Annotated in this window: 13 protein-coding genes and 1 pseudogene; 6 read left to right on the top strand and 8 right to left on the bottom strand. The window is 69.4% G+C overall.

Annotated features, from left to right (window positions below; translation table 11 throughout):
• Positions 1-98 precede the first annotated feature (98 nt).
• The 6 genes and pseudogenes from ACTWQI_RS18755 to ACTWQI_RS18780 all read right to left on the bottom strand — a co-directional run bounded on the left by ACTWQI_RS18755 (position 99) and on the right by ACTWQI_RS18780 (position 6,977).
• Entirely contained in the window at positions 99-2,588 is a 2,490-nt protein-coding gene (locus tag ACTWQI_RS18755; RefSeq protein WP_443271855.1) for a PQQ-dependent sugar dehydrogenase, read from the bottom strand.
• A gap of 292 nt (positions 2,589-2,880) precedes the next feature.
• A pseudogene (locus ACTWQI_RS18760) lies at positions 2,881-3,144 on the bottom strand (ATP-binding protein); the annotation flags it as partial.
• Positions 3,145-3,280: 136 nt separating this feature from the next.
• Positions 3,281-4,189: an RNA-guided endonuclease InsQ/TnpB family protein gene (locus ACTWQI_RS18765; RefSeq protein ID WP_443271915.1), complete on the bottom strand. Its 909-nt coding sequence runs from the start codon at positions 4,187-4,189 to the stop codon at positions 3,281-3,283.
• On the bottom strand, positions 4,089-4,439 hold the full coding sequence (locus tag ACTWQI_RS18770; protein WP_443271922.1) for a hypothetical protein: 351 nt from the start codon (positions 4,437-4,439) through the stop codon (positions 4,089-4,091). Before ACTWQI_RS18770 ends, ACTWQI_RS18765 begins: the two co-directional genes overlap by 101 nt.
• 9 nt (positions 4,440-4,448) lie before the next feature.
• Positions 4,449-5,255, bottom strand: coding sequence for a PAS domain-containing protein (locus tag ACTWQI_RS18775; RefSeq protein ID WP_443271857.1), 807 nt, complete (start codon positions 5,253-5,255; stop codon positions 4,449-4,451).
• 285 nt (positions 5,256-5,540) lie between these two features.
• On the bottom strand, positions 5,541-6,977 hold the full coding sequence (locus ACTWQI_RS18780) for a discoidin domain-containing protein (RefSeq protein ID WP_443271858.1): 1,437 nt from the start codon (positions 6,975-6,977) through the stop codon (positions 5,541-5,543).
• 329 nt (positions 6,978-7,306) lie between these two features.
• Between ACTWQI_RS18780 and ACTWQI_RS18785 the strand changes: the two genes are divergently transcribed.
• From ACTWQI_RS18785 to lpdA, 3 genes are all read left to right on the top strand, one after another.
• Entirely contained in the window at positions 7,307-8,410 is a 1,104-nt protein-coding gene (locus tag ACTWQI_RS18785) for a helix-turn-helix domain-containing protein (protein ID WP_443271860.1), read from the top strand.
• 223 nt (positions 8,411-8,633) lie between these two features.
• Entirely contained in the window at positions 8,634-9,647 is a 1,014-nt protein-coding gene (locus ACTWQI_RS18790) for an NADP-dependent oxidoreductase (protein ID WP_443271861.1), read from the top strand.
• A 117-nt stretch (positions 9,648-9,764) separates the two neighbouring features.
• Entirely contained in the window at positions 9,765-11,165 is a 1,401-nt protein-coding gene (gene lpdA / locus ACTWQI_RS18795) for a dihydrolipoyl dehydrogenase (RefSeq protein ID WP_443271863.1), read from the top strand.
• 6 nt (positions 11,166-11,171) lie between these two features.
• Here the strand turns inward: lpdA and ACTWQI_RS18800 are convergent, their stop codons facing one another.
• Positions 11,172-11,396: a hypothetical protein gene (locus ACTWQI_RS18800; protein WP_443271864.1), complete on the bottom strand. Its 225-nt coding sequence runs from the start codon at positions 11,394-11,396 to the stop codon at positions 11,172-11,174.
• Between the two features lie 715 nt (positions 11,397-12,111).
• Between ACTWQI_RS18800 and ACTWQI_RS18805 the strand changes: the two genes are divergently transcribed.
• The 3 genes from ACTWQI_RS18805 (at position 12,112) to ACTWQI_RS18815 (ending at position 17,128) form a co-directional block, all read left to right on the top strand.
• On the top strand, positions 12,112-14,676 hold the full coding sequence (locus ACTWQI_RS18805; RefSeq protein WP_443271866.1) for an ATP-dependent Clp protease ATP-binding subunit: 2,565 nt from the start codon (positions 12,112-12,114) through the stop codon (positions 14,674-14,676).
• Between the two features lie 73 nt (positions 14,677-14,749).
• A complete protein-coding gene (locus ACTWQI_RS18810; protein WP_443271868.1) occupies positions 14,750-15,598 on the top strand; it encodes a YhjD/YihY/BrkB family envelope integrity protein in 849 nt (282 codons plus the stop codon).
• Positions 15,599-15,796: 198 nt separating this feature from the next.
• Positions 15,797-17,128, top strand: coding sequence for a phospholipase (locus tag ACTWQI_RS18815; protein ID WP_443271916.1), 1,332 nt, complete (start codon positions 15,797-15,799; stop codon positions 17,126-17,128).
• A gap of 18 nt (positions 17,129-17,146) precedes the next feature.
• Here the strand turns inward: ACTWQI_RS18815 and ACTWQI_RS18820 are convergent, their stop codons facing one another.
• On the bottom strand, positions 17,147-18,004 hold the full coding sequence (locus tag ACTWQI_RS18820) for an aldo/keto reductase (protein ID WP_443271869.1): 858 nt from the start codon (positions 18,002-18,004) through the stop codon (positions 17,147-17,149).
• Between the last annotated feature and the right edge of the window lie 92 nt (positions 18,005-18,096).

An 18,096-nucleotide genomic window follows, 5' to 3' on the forward strand; every position in this document is an offset into this window, starting at 1 on the left:
CGGTGCTCGCGTGGCCCGGCCGGCGGTTCAGCCCTGTTCAGTCGTGGTCACCGCGGCGGCGCCGCCCACACCGCGACGCCGCCCCCGATGCCGAGGCGTCACACCCCCGCGTTGGAGTTCCCGCGGAGCTTGACGCTGGAGGTGCTCGCGTCCTTGATGGCCGTCTCGATCTGAGCCATCGTCGATCGCGAGGTCACCCCCGGCACTGTGGCGGTGTTCAGGGCGTACAGGGTGAAGGTGTACGGGTGCGTCGAGCCGCCGGGGCATGGCCCGAAGTACTTCTGCGAGTTGGCGCCGCTGCCCATGGCCTTCTGCTTCGCACCGCCCTGGTTCGGCACGTTGAAACCGGAACCGAGGCCCTCGGGAAGAGATGTCGTCGTCGCGGGCACGTCCCAGATCGCCCAGTGCAGCTTGTTCCCGTTCCCGTTCACGTCGGCGAACACGATCGCGTACCCCTTGGCGTTCGTGTCTCCCGCGCCCCATTGCAGCGGCGGCGAGGTGTCCTGGCCCGCCCCGCCGTCCCCGGCGCAGGTGTACTTGGCCGGGATGGTCGCGTTGTCGGCGAAGGCCGAACTGGTCAGCTTGAACTCACCCGGACTGGCTCCGCCCGAGTACACGATGTCGACCAGGAGGATGCGGTCGTTGCCCGCCGTGCCGTCCTTGTCGGTCGTCGTGGTGAGCCAGATGTCGCCGTCGTGGTCGACCTCGACCGTACGCAGCCGGTTGTAGGTGCCCTGGAAGTACGTCTTCTGCTCGACCAGGTTGCTGTTCGCATCGATCTTCAGCCGGTAGACGCGCTGGCCGACCGTGGTGGCGACGAAGACATAGTCGTTGATGATGGTCAGGCCGCTGGGCGAGGCCTCGCCGGTCGACCAGGTCTTCTTCGGGGCGATGTACCCGCCGCAGCTGCCGCCGGTGCCCTCACAGTTGGGCCAGCCGTAGTTGCCGCCCTTCTGGATGAGGTTCACCTCGTCCTGGCTGCTGTTGCCGAACTCGGCCTGCCACAGCCTGCCCTGGGAGTCGAAGTCGAGACCCTGGGGGTTGCGGTGCCCGAGGCTCCAGACGGCGTTGCCGAACGGGTTGTCCGACGGGATGCTGCCATCCGGGTTGATGCGCAGGATCTTGCCGTTGAGCGAGTTCTTGTCCTGCGCCTTGGAACCGTTCTGCGCGTCACCGGCCGACGCGTACAGCTTTCCGTCCGGGCCGAAGCGCAGCCGGCCGCCGTTGTGGTACTTGCTCTGGCTGATGCCCTGCAGGAGCGACTGGTAGCCGCTGAGCGCGCCGTTCTCGTACTTCATCCGCGCGACCCGGTTGCCCCCGGAGGCCGTGTGGTAGATGTACAGCCAGTGATCGCTGCTGAACGTGGGCGCGATCTCCAGGCCGAGCAGACCGCCCTCGCCGCCCGTGCCCACGGCGTTCGGCACCTTGCCGACCAGGGTCTTCTCGCCGCTCTTGGTCAGCCGGTAGATGTTGAAGGTGTTGCGCTCGCTGTACAGCGCGGATCCGTCCGGAAGGAACACCAGCCCCCAGGCCACGTCCACGCCACTGGCGAGAGTGCTGACGGTGCCCGGGTCGGGCACGCCCGCCGAGCCCGAGGCCGAGGTGGTCACGGAGATCTCGGGGGTGAACTCCGACTTGTTGCCCTTCGCGTCGAAGGCCCGGACCTTGAACGTGTACGCGGTGTTGGCCTTCAGGCCCGCGACGGTCGCCGACGTGCCGTCCGAGGTGGCGGCCTCCGCGCCGTCCCGGTAGATGTCGTAGCCGGTGACCTTCACATTGTCCTTGGAGGCGTCCCAGGCCAGGTCGACGCTGGCCGCGGTCTTGCCGGTGGAGCGCAGGCCGCTCGGCACGCTGGGCGCCTCGTTGTCCGGCGGAGCCGGCAAGGTCCTGATCGTGACGGCATTGCTGGCCTGGGAGACGTTCGGTGTGGCGTCGCGCGCGAACACGGTCCATTCGTACGCCGTGTCCGGGGTCAGGTTCTCCACGGTGGTGGCCAGCGTGGTGCCGTCCACCTTCTTCATCAGCTGACCGTGCTGATAGATGTCGTAGCCGACGACGCCGGTGTTGTCGGTGGCCGCGTCCCAGGCCAGCGACACGGTGGTCGCGGTCGGTTCTTTGTCCTTGCGCAGGTTCTTCGGAGGCGTGGGGGCCTCGTTGTCGACCGGCCCGGTGGGGGTGACGGTCAGTTTATCCAGGTTGGGACCGTCGATGCCGGCCGTGGTGGCACGGACCTTGTTGGCTCCCGCCTTCAGTGCGGCGGTGACGGTCGCCGTATTCCATGTGGTCCAGGCGCCTGTGCCGGCGAAGTCCACGTTGTCAGAGACCAGGGTGCCGTTGACTGAAATGTCCAGCGGCCGGGCGGCGGTGGTTCCGTTGGCGTACCGGAACTCCAGGCTCACGTTGGACGCCTGGTCGGAGTCGACGCTGAACTCGACGTACGCCCCTTCCACCGCCTTGTAGTTGACGAAGCCGGTACCGGAGTACCCGGCGTGGTTGGACTCGACGGCACCCTGCGAAATCGTCGCCGATTCCGCTTCGTACCCGACAGGTGCCGCGCTCGCCTGCGGCAATGCGGCGGCGAATGCCACGGTGGCCGCGGTTATCAGAAGGCCGACCGCCCTGAGCGGCCGATGTGGTCTCAGTGCCACAGGTCCCTCCACATTCCCTTGAGAACAGCGGTGTTGGGTGTTGCACGCGAATGTTAGGAAACTTTCCTAATTGTGAGATAGATCACAGCACTCCGCGGGGACGGAGTCAATGGGGACGTTGATGAAAACATGACAACACGCGCCCACGGTCGCCGCAGGGCCAACGACAGCCTCGCTTCGGCCCGTTCGACCCTGTCCGCGTCGATACGGGCCGTGTCGGGGACGGTCTCGATCAGCGGGCGGACGAACTCGGCCCGAGTCCCGTCAGGTTCTGCTCGGCCCAGATGGTCTTGCCGTCAGCGGTGTGCCGCGTGCCCCACCGCTGCGTCAGTTGGGCGACCAGGAAGGGTCCCCGGCCGCCCTCGTCCGTCGTACGCGCATGCCGCAGGCGCGGAGAGGTACTGCTGCCGTCCGACACTTCGCACAACAAGGAGTGATCGCGGATCAGGCGCAGGTGTATCGGCCCCGACCCGTAGCGGATGGCGTTGGTCACCAGACCACCAGCTCACTGGTCAACTTCTCGGCCCTGAAGGACCGAGTTCGTTGACTCGGTTCCTTCAAGCCAAGTCGCGCTCCCGACTGCCCCCTACGACAGGGCGGTCACGGGTCGCATCCACCACAAAGGCGTGCGGTCACATCCCTCGCGGTGCGGGTCCGTTGACAAGAACCCACGCCGAGCGTGCACGGTTGCGCACGTTGACCCCGGCGACGACGTCGGCCGGGCCAGCGAGCCCGCACCGACGACAGCAGAAGTGATCCCGAGTGGGCCGGTTGGCCCGGTCAGTGTGCCCGCATCTTGGGCACATCTGGGAGGTGTAGGCCGCGTCCACCCATATCACCGGCACCCCGGCGCGCTCGGCCTTGTACGCGATGTACTGGTCGAGCTGGTAGAACGGCCAGGAGGAGAGCGCGGCCCGCTGGTCGCGGCCAGGCCGTACCCGGTCACGGATGCCCCGGAGCTCTTCCAGGGCGATTCCGCGTCCGGTGCGTTTCGCGACGGCCACGCACTCCTTGCTGATCGTGTGGTTGATGTGCGCGGCGTGCCGCGCTTCCTTCTTCGCCCGCCGCTTCAACCGGCGGTTGGCGCTGCGGGTCTGCTTGGCCTGCAGCTCGGCCTTCTTGCGCGCCTGCCACCTGCGGTAGCGGGTCAGCCTCCGGCCGGAGTAGTGGGTGCCGTCCGAGGTGGTGGCGAGGTTGACGATGCCCCGGTCCACACCGATCCAGTCCACCGGATCAGCATTCAGCGGCTCGGCCGGCACCTCGCACACCGCCACCAGAAACCACTTCCCATCCCGGCACACCAGATCTGTCTCGCCCTTGCGGAACTCGGCGAGCATCTTGAGCTGATCAGGGGAGCCCACAAACCGCAGGCCCTTGAGCCGCCCCGAGGTGGTCCAGATGCTCACCGTCCCCGCATCGTGCTGCCAGGACAGAATGCGATCATCGAACGGCTGCGCCGCATCCTCCCGGAACACCACCGGCTTCGAGGTCGCCTTCCCCCGGCGCTTTGACCCCTCCGGGCCCAAGCGCCCCGCCCGCACATTGGCACGCAGCGTCGCGTAGGCGTCCACGACCTTCTTCACCGTGCACAGCGGCCTGCGCACCGAGCCCGAACTCGGCCTTCAACCGGCCATAGACAAGCTTCTGCACGTCATTCCGCGAAGTCACGCCCTTCTCGAACGCGACCGCCGATACCACGTTCGCCCCAGCGTTCACCGCGCGCAGAGTCGCTGCAAGCACCGACGCCTCATCCGGCGTCGGCAGCAACCTGACCTGCACCACGATCTTCACGCCTGCAGGCTAAACGCAGGCACTGACAATGCCCGCTGACCAACAATCTCGCAGCGATGCCGCGGCGCTCCGCACCGCAATCCCCAGGACGCTTTTCCTCCCGACCCTGAAGGACCGGGCCACCAATCGAGAAGTCCGGTGAAACGGGGACACGGCGGTGCGGCCCCGGTACATGTGGTCGACCACCGGGGACCCGGTGTCGAGCACCCGGCGCATCTGGGCCTCGATGTCCTCGGCGAGCAACCCCGGCAGTGCCTCGGTCAACCGCCTGCCGATCCGCTCCTCCCGGGGCACACCCCCGCTGCGGACCAGCGCGTCGTTGAGCCAGACGCAGCGCAGGTCCGGGTCGACCACCGCCATGCCGACCGGTGCTTGCGCGGGCAGCTGGTCGAGCAGTGAGCGTTCCGAGGTCCACCAGGGCATCCGGGCGACCTCGAAGGCCAGTACCAGCCAGTACCGCTCCTTGTCCGGGCCACTGATCGGACAGCACCGCGCCCCGACGTCGACCCGGTGGCCGTCCCGGTGCCGGATGCCCAGCAGACCGTCCCGGCCGGTCTCCGCCGGGCTTCCCTCGACGATCTCTCGTACGGCCGCCGCGTCAGCCTGCTGGTACAGCAGGGACACGCCAGGGGTGCCGATCACGTCGCGGGCCGGGTAACCGAGCATCTGCTCAGCGGCCCCACCCCAGGAGACGAGCACACCGTCCTCGTTCAGCACCGCCGCGGCCAGGGGCGGGGCCCCGAATGGCCCCAGTGTCTTCGCAGTGTCCGCAGTGCCCATGGTCAGCCGCCCGATTCCTTCGGCCCAGAAGTCCACTTGGCGTCCCCAGCCCGGGCACAGCCACTGGAAGACGCCGTCAGGCGTTCAACACATGTGGTGTCCAGACGACGGCGAGCTGCGCCGGTCGGTCCGGAAGACAGTGACCTGGCGGCCTAGTCCTGCGCGGCCTTCCGGTACGCCCGGATGACGGGGTGCGTCGCGCGGTCACCCGCCGCGTTTCGGACAGCGGGTGGCACCCGTGGCGCGGGGTTGATCGCGTCGGGTGCGGTCAAAGGAGGCGGGACGCCCCGGGGGCGGTTCCGGGACGCCCCGCCCCCGGTCTCAACCGGTGAACTGCTTGAAGATGCCGGTGAATTCGTAGCGCTGCTGACTGATGCCGCTGCAGGTGGGGCTGGCCTCTTTCTGGCCGGGGCAACCGCCGTTGTCACGGCCGATGGACCAGAAGTGGAGCCGGCCGAGGTGGTTGGTCCGGGCGAAGTCCACGACCTTGCGGGCGTCGTCGAGCGTGAACACCTCGGAGCGGTTGTCGTTCTGGCCGATCATGGGCGTGGCACCGATGAGCTTCCAGTACTCGGCATCGGTCTTGCCCGGGAGCAGGTTCTTGACCTGCCCGAACACTGCCTGCAGGGCCTTGATGGAGCGGGCACCCATCTGGTCGCCGGACACACCGTCGTAGTAGTCCATGGTCATCGGGTTGACGAGACCGATCTCGACGCCGTGTGCCTTGGCCGACTCCAGGACGTAGAGGTTGTCCGCGTTGAAGCCGTTGTCCGGATTGACGGCCAACGTGAAGGACACGGTGAGCGTCTTGCCCTTGGCGCGGAAGTTGTCCTGAAGGATCTTCAGGGCCGCGGAGCGGCGGTCGACGAGGGGGCGCTCCAGGTTGTTGTAGACGTCGCCGGCCTCGGGGTCGATGTCGAGGTGGTCGACGCCGTAGCGGTCGAGCATCGTCTGGTAGACGTTGGCCAGGCTCTGCGCGTCCGTGCAGCGGCGGGCGAGGTCGTTGGCGTTCCAGCCGCCGGTGGCGACGACCACGTCGCCACCCTCTCCGCGCAGTCCCTTGACGTTGTTCAGCAGTCCGTCGTCATTGGTCGGCCAGACGCCCTGGCAGCCGCCGCCGGAGTTGTAGAAGGCGAGGGTGACGTACTTCTGGCCGGTCTCACGGGCGTAATCGGCCAGGTTCAGGCCGAAACTGGTGTCCACATATGGGGCGAACGGGAACTTCGAGGAGGTCGGTGGCTGCGGGGAACCGCCTTCTCCGTAGATCTCGAACTCCCAGAGGGAGTAGCCCCATTGGGTGCCGCGTTCGGTCCCGACCAGACGGACGTACCGCCCGCTTCCCGACAGGTCGGTGATCTCATCGACGCCACCGTCGCCGGATGTCTGGGAACGGAGACTGGTCCAGTTCTGGCCGTCATCGGATGTCTCGATGCGATACGCCCGCCCGTAGGCGGTCTCCCAGTTGAGCCGTATCCGGGAGATCGTGGCTGTGGCTCCGAGATCCACCTGGATCCACTGCGGGTCCGAGAACTGGCTCGACCAGCGGGTCGAGGCGTTGCCGTCCACGGCGTTGGAGGCGGGGAAGCTCGCGCTCTCGGTGGATGACGCCGTAGCCGGCCTGCCCTGCGACAGCAGCGTTTCTGCTACCTTTCGGCTGGACGCCGGGGCTGCCGAAGCGGCTGACGACGACGGCAGGTCGGCGACCGTGAGGCCGGCGAGCAGGGCGATGCTCAGCGCGAGCAGGCGTGATCTCTTCATGATGGGGGACCTTTCACGGGCGGAGGGCGGTGTCGGCTAATGCGATCTGACAACGTTGTCAAGCCTGACGGCGAGTGCTCCGGCAGCGCCGCCGCGGCGACCGTCGCCCTGGCGCTCACCGTCGCGCCAGGTGGGGCCACACTCCAGCCCAGACCTTCCACGACGCGAAGCGCCACCGTGCCGGGTGTTGCTCCTCGCATCGGCAACCGCCTGTCATCACAGGTGGATTCGGCGTGCATGACAAGACGACGGTACAAGGGTCTGGACCAATTGGGCCTGTCGGCATACCGTCGCTGTCGGTATTCCGACCCGCGGCGGGAGGCGCGGCTATGAACGCGAGGAACGGCTCGGCGGAGCGGACTCCCAGCAACCCGGACAACCGCATCCTGACCAGCCTCGGCGTCTCCCCCGACGACGAGCTGGTCTACCGGACGCTGCTGGCCCGGCCGGGCGCGACACTCTCCCAACTCGCCGAGATCACCGGCTGGGACGCGTCCCGGCTGCGGCGCCGCACCCGCTCTCTGGAGCAGCGGGGCATGATCACCCGCGTCCCGAGCCGGCCGGTCCGGTTCACCCCGGCGCCGCCGGACGTCGCGGTCGAAGTGCTGGCCCTGCAGCGGCAGGAGGAGATCGAACGCGCCCGCCTCGCCGCCGCCGGGCTCGCCGAGCAGTTCCGCGCCGGCCTGCGCAACGGCGGCACCTCTCCGGTCCAGGTGCTCCGCGGCAGGGAGGCGATTGCCCAGCAGTTCTTCCAGACCCAGCAGATGACCAAGCGCGAGGTGCTCATCCTCGACAAGCCGCCGTATGTCGTCGAGCCCGTCCAGCGCCAGGACCGCATCCAGCGCGACCAGTTGCGCAAGGGAGTCCGATACCGGACGATCTACGACGAGTCAGCGCTGGACGCGGCCGGACGCCTGGAGGGCATCCGGGAGCTCGCCGAGCGCGGCGAGGAGAGCCGGGTGCTCGCCGACGTACCGCTCAAGCTCGTCATCGCCGACCGCAGCATCGCCCTGGTGCCCTTCGTGCTGCCCACCGAGCGGGAGATCCTGGTGCTGCGCACCTCCGCCCTGCTGGACAGCCTCGTCGACCTCTTCGAGCTGCTCTGGCAGCGGGCCACCCCGCTCTGGCTCACCGGTGACACAGCCGCGGCGACCGGGTCGAGGGAGGTGCTCTCAGCGGAGGACGAGCTGCTCCTCGCCTTCCTCAGGGCCGGTTTCACCGACAGCGCCATCGCTCGTCGGCTCGGTGTCGCGCAGCGCACCGTGGAGCGGCGGATGCGCAAGATCATGTCGCTGCTCGGGGCGCGGACCCGCTTCCAGGCCGGCCTGCGTGTCGCCCATATGGGATGTGAGTGCCAAGGCGCCGACGCGTCAGCCCCACGCAGCATGAACGGACACGGTTCGAAGATCGACAGCTGTCCTCGTCACGAGTGACCGCAGTCTTCGCATGGAGGCCCGGCAACCTCGGCGCTCCCCGCCCGCCGGCGACCAGCTGCCGTACGTACCGCACGGCCGCAAGAGTGGGCACACCGGAACGCCTCCCGGGAAACAGCCGTCCCCGGTCGGCACTCTTGCCCGCGGGCCAGGGCAACGGCTACTGTCTCCACATTCCATACCGACTAGTCGGTGTGCCCTGCCATCGTCGAGGAGTCACGCCATGGGCCTCACCAACCACCAGTTCCGTCTCGCAGCGCGCCCCGTGGGGCTGCCCAGGGACAGCGACTGGGACCGTGTCGAGGAACCGGTCGGCGAGCCGGACGACGGACAGCTGCTCGTCCAGGTGATCTATCTCTCGCTCGACCCGGCGATGCGGGGCTGGATGAACGCCGGCAAGTCCTATATCCCTCCGGTGGAGATCGGAGAGGTGATGCGCGCAGCGGCGGTGGGCAAGGTCATCGCCTCCCGCAACGACCGCTTCGCCGAAGGCGATTACGTGACGGGCCCGTTCGGCGTCCAGGAGTACTGCCTGTCGGACGGCCGTGGTGTCATCGGGATCGATCCGTCGACGGCACCGCTCCCGGTGTACCTGGGCACCCTCGGAATGACGGGGATGACCGCGTACTTCGGGCTGATCGACATCGGGCGTCCGCAGGCGGGCGAGACCGTCGTGGTCTCCGGTGCGGCGGGAGCGGTCGGGAGCGTGGTGGGCCAGGTCGCGAAGATCCTGGGCTGCCGGGTCGTCGGGATCGCCGGCGGCGCGGCCAAGTGCCGCATGCTGGTGGACGAGCTGGGCTTCGACGCGGCCATCGACTACAAGTCCGAGGACATTCGCAAGTCACTGCGCGACCACGCGCCGGACGGCGTGGACGTCTACTTCGACAACGTGGGCGGGGACACCCTTGATGCCGTGCTGACCCGGCTGGCGCGCGGCGCCCGCATCGTCATCTGCGGCGCGATCTCCCAGTACAACAGCGTGGAGCCGGTCAAGGGGCCGGCCAACTACCTCTCGCTGCTGGTCAACCGCGCCTCCATGACCGGCATGGTGGTCTTCGACTACGCCGACCGGTATCCGGAAGCCGTGGCCCGGCTCGCCGAGTGGCTGGCGCAGGGGCGACTGCGGACGGTGGAGGACGTGGTCGACGGCGGCCTGGGCGACTTCCCCGACACGCTGCTGCGGCTGTTCCGTGGGGAGAACACCGGCAAGCTCGTGCTCAAGATCGCCGACGAGTGACGACGGGCGTGCTCCCGGTCGGCCGGCGGCACGCGGATCACCGGACGGGGCGCCCGAGATGAGCCATTGACCGCGGTCGCGCTGCGCAGCATGGCGGCGCGACCTAGGCTTCCGTGCATGAGCGGACATTTTGACGTCGTGGTCCTCGGCGCGGGTCCCGGCGGGTACGTCGCCGCCATCAGAGCCGCCCAGCTGGGGCTCAGCACGGCGATCGTCGAAGAGCGGTACTGGGGAGGCGTCTGCCTCAACGTGGGGTGCATCCCCTCGAAGGCCCTGCTGCGCAACGCCGAACTCGCCCATATCTTCACCCAGGAGGCGAAGACCTTCGGCATCCGGGTGGAGGGCCGGGTGAGTTTCGACTACGGGGAGGCGTTCAGCCGCAGCCGCAAGGTGGCGGACGGACGGGTCAAGGGCGTCCACTTCCTGATGAAGAAGAACAAGATCACCCAGTACGAGGGCCGGGGGAGTTTCACCGACCCCCACACGCTCCTGGTCACCCGGGCCGACGGCGGCACGGAGACGGTCTCCTTCGACCACTGCGTCATCGCGGCCGGAGCGACCACCAAGCTGCTGCCCGGCACCGCGCTGAGCGAGCGGGTCGTGACGTACGAGGAGCAGATCCTCACCGACCGCCTCCCGCGGAGCATCGTGATCGCGGGCGCCGGTGCCATCGGCGTCGAGTTCGCCTATGTGCTGCACAACTACGGCGTGCAGGTGACGCTCGTGGAGTTCCTCGACCGGGTCGTCCCGCTGGAGGACGCGGAGGTCTCGGCCGAGCTGGCGAAGCGCTACCGCAGGCTCGGTGTCAACGTGCTCACCTCCACCCGGGTGGAGGCCATCGACGACTCCGGCGACACCGTACGCGTGATGGTGACCACCGGCGGCCAGCGGCAGACGCTCGAGACCGACAAGGTCCTGCAGGCCATCGGCTTCCAGCCGCGGGTCACGGGCTATGGTCTGGAGAACACCGGCGTACGGCTGACCGATCGCGGCGCCGTCGACATCGATGCCCGCTGCCGCACCAGCGTCCCGCACATCTTCGCCATCGGCGACGTCACAGCGAAGCTGATGCTCGCGCACGCCGCCGAGGCGATGGGCATCGTCGCGGCCGAGACGATCGGGGGCGCGGAGACGATGGAGCTCGAGTACGTGATGATCCCGCGGGCGACGTACTGCCAGCCGCAGATCGCCAGCTTCGGCTGGACGGAGGCGCAGGCGCGCGAGCAGGGCTTCGATGTGCGAGTGGCGAAGTTCCCGTTCACGGCGAACGGCAAGTCGCACGGTCTTGGCGACACGGCGGGTTTCGTCAAGATCCTCAGCGACGACCGCCACGGGGAGCTGCTGGGCGCCCATCTGATCGGGCCGGAAGTGACCGAACTGCTGCCTGAGCTGACCCTGGCGCAGCAGTGGGACCTGACCGTCCATGAGGTCGCGCGGAACGTGCACGGGCACCCGACGCTCGGCGAGGCCCTCAAGGAGGCGGTCCACGGGCTGGCCGGGCACATGATCAACATGTGACCGCAGTCAGGCGTGCCCGCCCACGGTGACGGTGCCGAGCGTCCAGGCGCTCTCGGCCTCGAGGAATTCCCCACTGCGGGCCACCCGTTCGTCCGGCTCACGGCGGTGTGCGGCACTCAGCCGGCCGAACGGCTCGACGGTGATGGCGCAGCTGCGGCCGGAGCGGCTGATGCCAGATCCCGGCGACGACGCCGTCGACGAGCAGCACGGGGAAGTTTCCGGCCGGGCCACGGGCAACGCCCGTTCCGCGGCCCGGCTGGGAAAGAGCAGTGCGCGCGGGTGGCAGCCGACGCATAGGCATCGAAGTACGGGCAGCAGGCGTACGCCCCTGGGCGGCCCCTGGGGGCACCTCCCAGCGTTAGCTGGGGGAGGCTCGATATCGCCGGTCACGACGCTGGCGAGGGTGCCGTCGGCGTCGACCGGCTCGAGCTCTCCGGCATCTCGGCCCAGGACATACGGGGCACGGTCGGCCCGCGATCGCTCATGGCACGAGGGCCTTCCACTCGCGCCGCCGCGACATCGGGCTCGATTCCGGCTGTCCGGTGCGGGCCACGACGGGCTGGATGGCTGGAGAGCCGCGGCCGGGGCGCACCGTCGGCGCCGCGGTGCCAACCACTGGAGTGGCCGGTGCTCCGACTGGCCGTGACGGGCCGCGAGTTCGCAGCATACGAGCGCCGGAGCTCGCCGCATCTCTGCGTGCCCCGGGCGCCCTGGTGTCCCGCGCGGCAGCGGTGGTCCGTGGCACAGAGCCCGGACACGGGGGCCGGCGAAATCGGTGGAACGGGTGAGATCGACTACCGGCTCAATGTCACATAAATTGGACCAGGTAGCACCGTCGGCGAGGTGTTGTCGCGCTGGACGCGGGAACTCCGCCCAGAGCTGCACCGCAGCCGCACTGCACCAAAAAGCGTGGCCCGGTTCGGCCGGGTCAGCGGGACGGACGCCTATGACCAGCGGGTACACGGGTCCTGAGGACTTCGGTCCGGACTCGCTCGGAGACTTTCTGTCACAGTTCCTCGGAGCCGCGTCGTCCGGGCAGCGGTCCGCCCCGCGCTATCTCGACTTCGGCCGCCTGATGAGCGAGCCCGCCCGGCAGCTCGTCTCCGCCGCCGCGTCGTACGCCGCCCGGCACGGCAGCACCGACCTGGACACCGAGCACCTGCTGCGGGCGGCGCTCAGCGCTGAGACCACGCGCGCAATGGTGTCCCGTGCCGGGGCGGATCCCGATGCCCTCGCCGCCGAGATCGACCGGACCGCCGGAGAGGGGCCACCCCGCAGGTCCATCGCCGTGACCCCCGCCGTCAAGCGGGCCCTGCTCGACGCCCATGAGATCGCTCGGTCGACCGGCGCCTCGTACATCGGCCCCGAACACGTGCTGGTGGCGCTCGCCGCCAACCGCGACTCCACCGCGGGGCGGATTCTCAACGCCGCCCACTTCGATCCGCGCACCGGCGCCGGGACCGCCGCGGGCCGCGCCGCCGGGCCGGGAGGCGCCGAGCCGCAGCGCCCGGCCCCGGGCGAGCGGGGCACCCCGAATCTCGACAAGTTCGGCCGTGACCTGACGGAGCTGGCCCGCGAGGGGCACATCGATCCGGTCATCGGCCGCGAGCAGGAGATCGAGCAGACCGTCGAGGTACTGGCCCGGCGGGGCAAGAACAACCCCGTTCTCATCGGCGAGGCGGGGGTCGGCAAGACCGCCGTCGTCGAAGGGCTGGCGCAGCGCATCACCGACGGCGACGTCCCGGACATCCTGCTCGGCCGCCGGGTGATCCAGCTCGACCTGCCGGGCGTCGTCGCCGGCACCCGCTACCGGGGCGACTTCGAGGAGCGGCTCACGGGCATCATCGACGAGATCCGGGCGTCCGGCGAGCTGATCGTCTTCATCGATGAGCTCCACACCGTGGTGGGCGCCGGCGCCGGGGCCGAAGGCGGCCCGATGGACGCGAGCAACATGCTCAAGCCTCCGCTCGCCCGCGGCGAACTGCATGTCATCGGCGCCAGCACGCTCGAGGAGTACCGCCGCCACATCGAGAAGGACGCCGCGCTGGCCCGCCGCTTCCAGCCCGTCCTCGTCCCCGAGCCCAGCACCGCGGACGCCGCGGAGATCCTGCGCGGACTGCGGGACCGGTACGAGGCACACCACCAGGTCCGCTACAGCGACGAGGCACTGTTGGCCGCCGTCGAGCTCTCCGACCGCTACCTCACCGACCGCTTCCTTCCTGACAAGGCGATCGACCTGATGGATCAGGCGGGTGCCCGGGTGCGGCTGCGCTCCGCCACCCGAGGCACCGATGTGCGCGCACTGGAGCGCGAAGCCGAGCAGCTGAAACTGGACAAGGCCCAGGCCGTGGCTTCCGAGGACTACGAGCGGGCGACCCGCCTGCGGGACCGCGTCCAGGAGGTGGAGAAGCTGATCGAGGAGGGCAACCGCAAGCAGCAGCCGGCCGGCCGCATCCCCGAGGTCACCGTCGAGGACGTCGCCGACATCGTCTCCCGGCAGACCGGTATCCCGGTCAGCAGCCTCACCCAGGAGGAGAAGGAGCGGCTGCTGGGCCTGGAGGAACATCTGCACCAGCGGATCGTCGGGCAGGACGAGGCGGTGACTGCCGTCGCGGACGCCGTACTGCGGTCCCGGGCCGGGCTGGCCAGCCCCAGCCGCCCGATCGGCAGCTTCCTGTTCCTCGGCCCCACCGGCGTCGGCAAGACGGAACTCGCTCGCGCCCTGGCCGAAGCGCTGTTCGGCAGCGAGGACCGCATGGTGCGGCTCGACATGAGCGAGTACCAGGAGAGGCACATGGTCAGCCGGCTGATCGGCGCCCCTCCGGGCTACGTCGGCCACGAGGAGGCCGGGCAGTTCACCGAGGCGGTGCGCCGCCACCCGTACTCGTTGCTGCTGCTGGACGAGGTCGAGAAGGCTCACCCCGACGTCTTCAACATTCTGCTGCAGGTGCTCGACGACGGGCGGCTGACGGACTCCCAGGGCCGGACGATCGACTTCACGAACACGGTGATCGTCATGACCAGCAACCTCGGCTCGGAGGCGATCACCGGGCGCGGTGCGATGCTGGGTTTCGGCGTGGGCGGTGCGGAGGCGGACGAGGAGGCCCGTCGCGAACGGGTGCTGCGACCGCTGCGTGAGCACTTCCGGCCGGAGTTCCTGAACCGCATCGACGAGGTCGTGATCTTCCGTCAGCTCTCGGACGAACAGCTGCGGCGGATCACCGACATGCTGCTGGAGGAGACCCGGCGGCGGCTGCGCGCCCAGGACGTCGGCATCGACTTCACCCCGGCGGCCGTCGACTGGCTCGCCCATCGCGGCTACCAGCCGGAGTACGGCGCCCGCCCGCTGCGCCGGACAATCCAGCAGGAGGTCGACAACCAGCTCTCCCGGCTGCTGCTCTCCGGCGAACTGCAGCCGTACAGCCACGTCCAGGTCGATCTGACCGACGGGAAGCTGACCTTCCAGCGGAACCGGAAGACGGACGCGGAAGCCGACACCCCCGCGCACTGAGCCGGGGCCGCCATTCGGGGTCTCCCCCGCCGGGCCCGTGCCCCGGCGACGCCGGCCGGGGTAGTCGACATGCATGGCCGAGAAGTCTTCCGGGGCCGTGGGCCGGGGCTCGTTGTTCCAAAGGCTGCACCGCGCCTTTCACCGTTCGACGGCCGGGCGGGGGTGGCGGCTGGGCAGCGAGCTGGAGCTGATGCACCGGGCGATGGGCTTCGCAGCGCTCGGGTTCCTCACCCTCGTGCCCTTGCTGATCGTGGTCGCGGCGGCCGACCCGGCGAACGGGCAGGGGTTCGCCGAGTGGCTCTCGGACGGGCTCGGGGTGTCCCAGGCCTCGCGGGACGAGGTGGAGCGGCTGTTCACCCGGCCGGGGAAGGTGCTGGAGTCGACGACGGCGTTCGGTCTCGCGGCACTCGCGGTCTTCGGTCTGACCTTCGGCAGTGCGGTGCAGACCGGTTACGAGAAGGTGTGGGAGCTGCCCTCGGCCCGGTGGCACACGATGTGGCGGCATCTCGTGTGGCTCGCCGTGCTGGTCGGCTATCTCGTCCTGTCGGCGCATTTCACCGTGCAGACGGAAGGCGAGCCCGTACCTTCCTGGCAGGTCGCGCTCACTGCGCTGAGCGCCGTGCTGTTCTTCTGGTGGTCACAGCGGCTGCTGCTGGGCGGGCGGGTCTCCTGGGGCGCACTGCTGCCCGGTTCGGTGGCGACGGTGGTGGGCCTGGTCGGGCTGCGAGTGTTCTCCCGGTACGTGTTCTCCCCGCTGATCGCGACCAACGCGGTGATCTACGGTCCGGTCGGCACGGTCCTGGTCATCCAGTCCTGGCTGGTCGGGGTGGGCTTCGTCGTCTTCGGCGGGGCGCTCGTCGGGCGCCTGCTGCACGAGGAGCACCCGCGCCGTCCGCTGCTGCGGCGGTGGCACCACGAGTGAGGACCCTCGGGCGCCGGTCACCGTGGACGCTGCCGTGCAGCCTGTGCGGCCGTCGGATCTGCGGGGATCGCCGTCCGGCTCTGGCGCACACGCCGGGCATGGGGTGTCATGTACCCGACCATCAACCGGGGAGGGGAAACGATCGTGGGCAGATGGAGATCGGTGTGTGCAGCAGCGGCAGTCGTCGCGACCGTACCGATGCTGGCGGCCTCCGGGGCCGAGGCGCGGACGGAGGCGGGAACGGAGGCGCTGCCGGGCGGCACCGTGTACGTGCAGAGCACGGTCAACGGGCTCAATGCCTCGGACAGCGACGGCACGATCGCGATCCACCGCCCCAAGGGCAACGAGGACCGGCAACAGTGGTCCGCCGTGCCGGTGGCCGGTGGCCGCCACGAGCTGCGCAGCGTCGACGATGCCGCACGCTGTCTGGGACGCAACGGCGCGCACGCGGTGACCGTCGCCTGTGGCACGGCGGAGGCGGCCTGGGAGGTGAGCGCGGTCGGCGGCGGGCGGTACACGATCGCCGTACCGGACTCCGGCGGCCTTCTCACCGTCGGCGCGAAGCCGGCCGACGGGACGTATCCGGAGCAGCTGCGGATCGGCGGGAACGGCGACCTCGCCCGCTGGTTCCTCACCCCGGCTCCGCTGCCGAAGTCCCCGGCCTCGCCCGGCGATCAGCGCACCCTCGACCAGGCCACCTTCCTCACCGCGCACAACGCGTACGCCAACGGCGTCGACGGCGGATTCGCCCCGCCGTTCGCCAATGCCTTCCCCAACCAGTCACGGGGCATCGAACGCCAACTGGCCGACGGCGTACGCGGCTTCCAGCTCGACATCCACCAGACGCCGGACGGCGCCATCCTGTGCCACAACAGCTGCACCCTGGTCCGCCGCCCGGTCGCCCTGTGGGTGGACCTGCAGCGCATGGTGGACTTCCTCGGCCGGCACCCCGGTGAGTTCGCCACCGTCTTCCTGGAGGACTACGTCTCCGCCGACGTCCTGCGGGCCGAACTCGCCCGCGTCAGGGGCCTGTCGGAGATGCTCTACCGACCCGACCAGGAGGGTGTGCGCGAGCACGGCTGGCCGCGCATGGCCGACCTCGCGAGCCGCGGCAAGCAGCTGATGATCTTCACGGACCGAACCCGGGCACAGGACGGTTCGGGGCTCGCCCGTGACAGCTTCGGCGTCATGTACCAGCAGGAGTGGACGGTCGAGAACTACTGGTCCATGGGGCCGGGGATCGGCTCGTCCGACTGGTCGTGCTACAGCCGCTGGTACGGCGCCCACGTCAACATCCCGCTCACCAGGGAGGAGTCGGCCTTCCGGCCGCTCTTCGTGATGAACCACTTCCGCGACGTCCCCATCACGGCGAGCGCGGCCACGGACAACAGCCGGATCCTCAACCGGGCCGAGAACTTCTGCTCGCCCGCCGCCCGGAAGAAGCCGAACTACCTCGCGGTGGACCACTACGACCGGGGCGCACCACAGTCGGCCGTCGACCGGCTCAACACCTACCTCGCCACCCCTTGAGTCACAGGTCCCTGCACCTCAGACGGCGTCGAGCAGGGCGATCTCATCGGCGCTGAGGGCGAGATCGGGCGCAGCCGCGGAGTCCTGGACGGTCTCCGGGCGGCTGGATCCGGGAATCGGGATCACGACGGGTGACTTCGCCAGCATCCAGGCCAGGCACACCCGTTGAGGGCTGGCACCGTGGACATCGGCGACGTGCGCGAAGGGGGCGTACGCGGACCCCAGCGCGCCCGCCTGCGCGATGCCGCCCAGCGGGCTCCACGGCAGAAAGGCGATGCCGAGCTCGTCGCAGAGTTCCAGCTCCGGCTCGCTGGAGCGGAAGGCCGGCGAGAACTGGTTCTGTACGGCGGCGAGCCGCCCGTCGAGGATGTCGTGCGCCAGCCGGATCTGCTCGGGGTCGGCATTGGAGATTCCGGCCATGCGGATCTTGCCCTCGTCGAGCAGGTCGCGGAGGGCGCCGATCGACTCGGCGTACGGAACGTCCGGGTCCGGCCGGTGGAACTGGTAGAGGCCGATCGCCTCGACGCCGAGCCGGGCGAGCGAGGCCTCGCAGGCGCGCTTCAGGTGCTCCGGGCTGCCGTTCAGGGCCCAGGAGCCGTGACCCGGGCGGGTGTGGCCGCCCTTGGTGGCGACCAGCACCTCGGCACCGCGCCCGTGGCTCGCCAGCGCCTTGGCGACGAGGATCTCGTTGTGGCCGGGGTCGCTCGCGTCCAGGTGGTACGCGTCGGCGGTGTCGATGAGTGTCACCCCGGCGTCGAGCGCCGCGTGGATGGTGGCGATCGAGCGTGCCTCGTCGGGCCGCCCCTCGATCGACATCGGCATGGCCCCGAGCCCGATCGCACTGACGTCGACGGCACCGATACGGCGAGTCCGCATGCGTGTTCCCTCTCTTCGAGCTCTTCGAGCGGTCGCCACCGAGCTTCGCTCGTGGGGCACCCAGCTGTCCAATAGAAGAGTCTGAAGAGATT

It is taken from the genome of Streptomyces sp. KR80 (assembly GCF_052245555.1).
GTDB lineage: Bacteria > Actinomycetota > Actinomycetes > Streptomycetales > Streptomycetaceae > Streptomyces.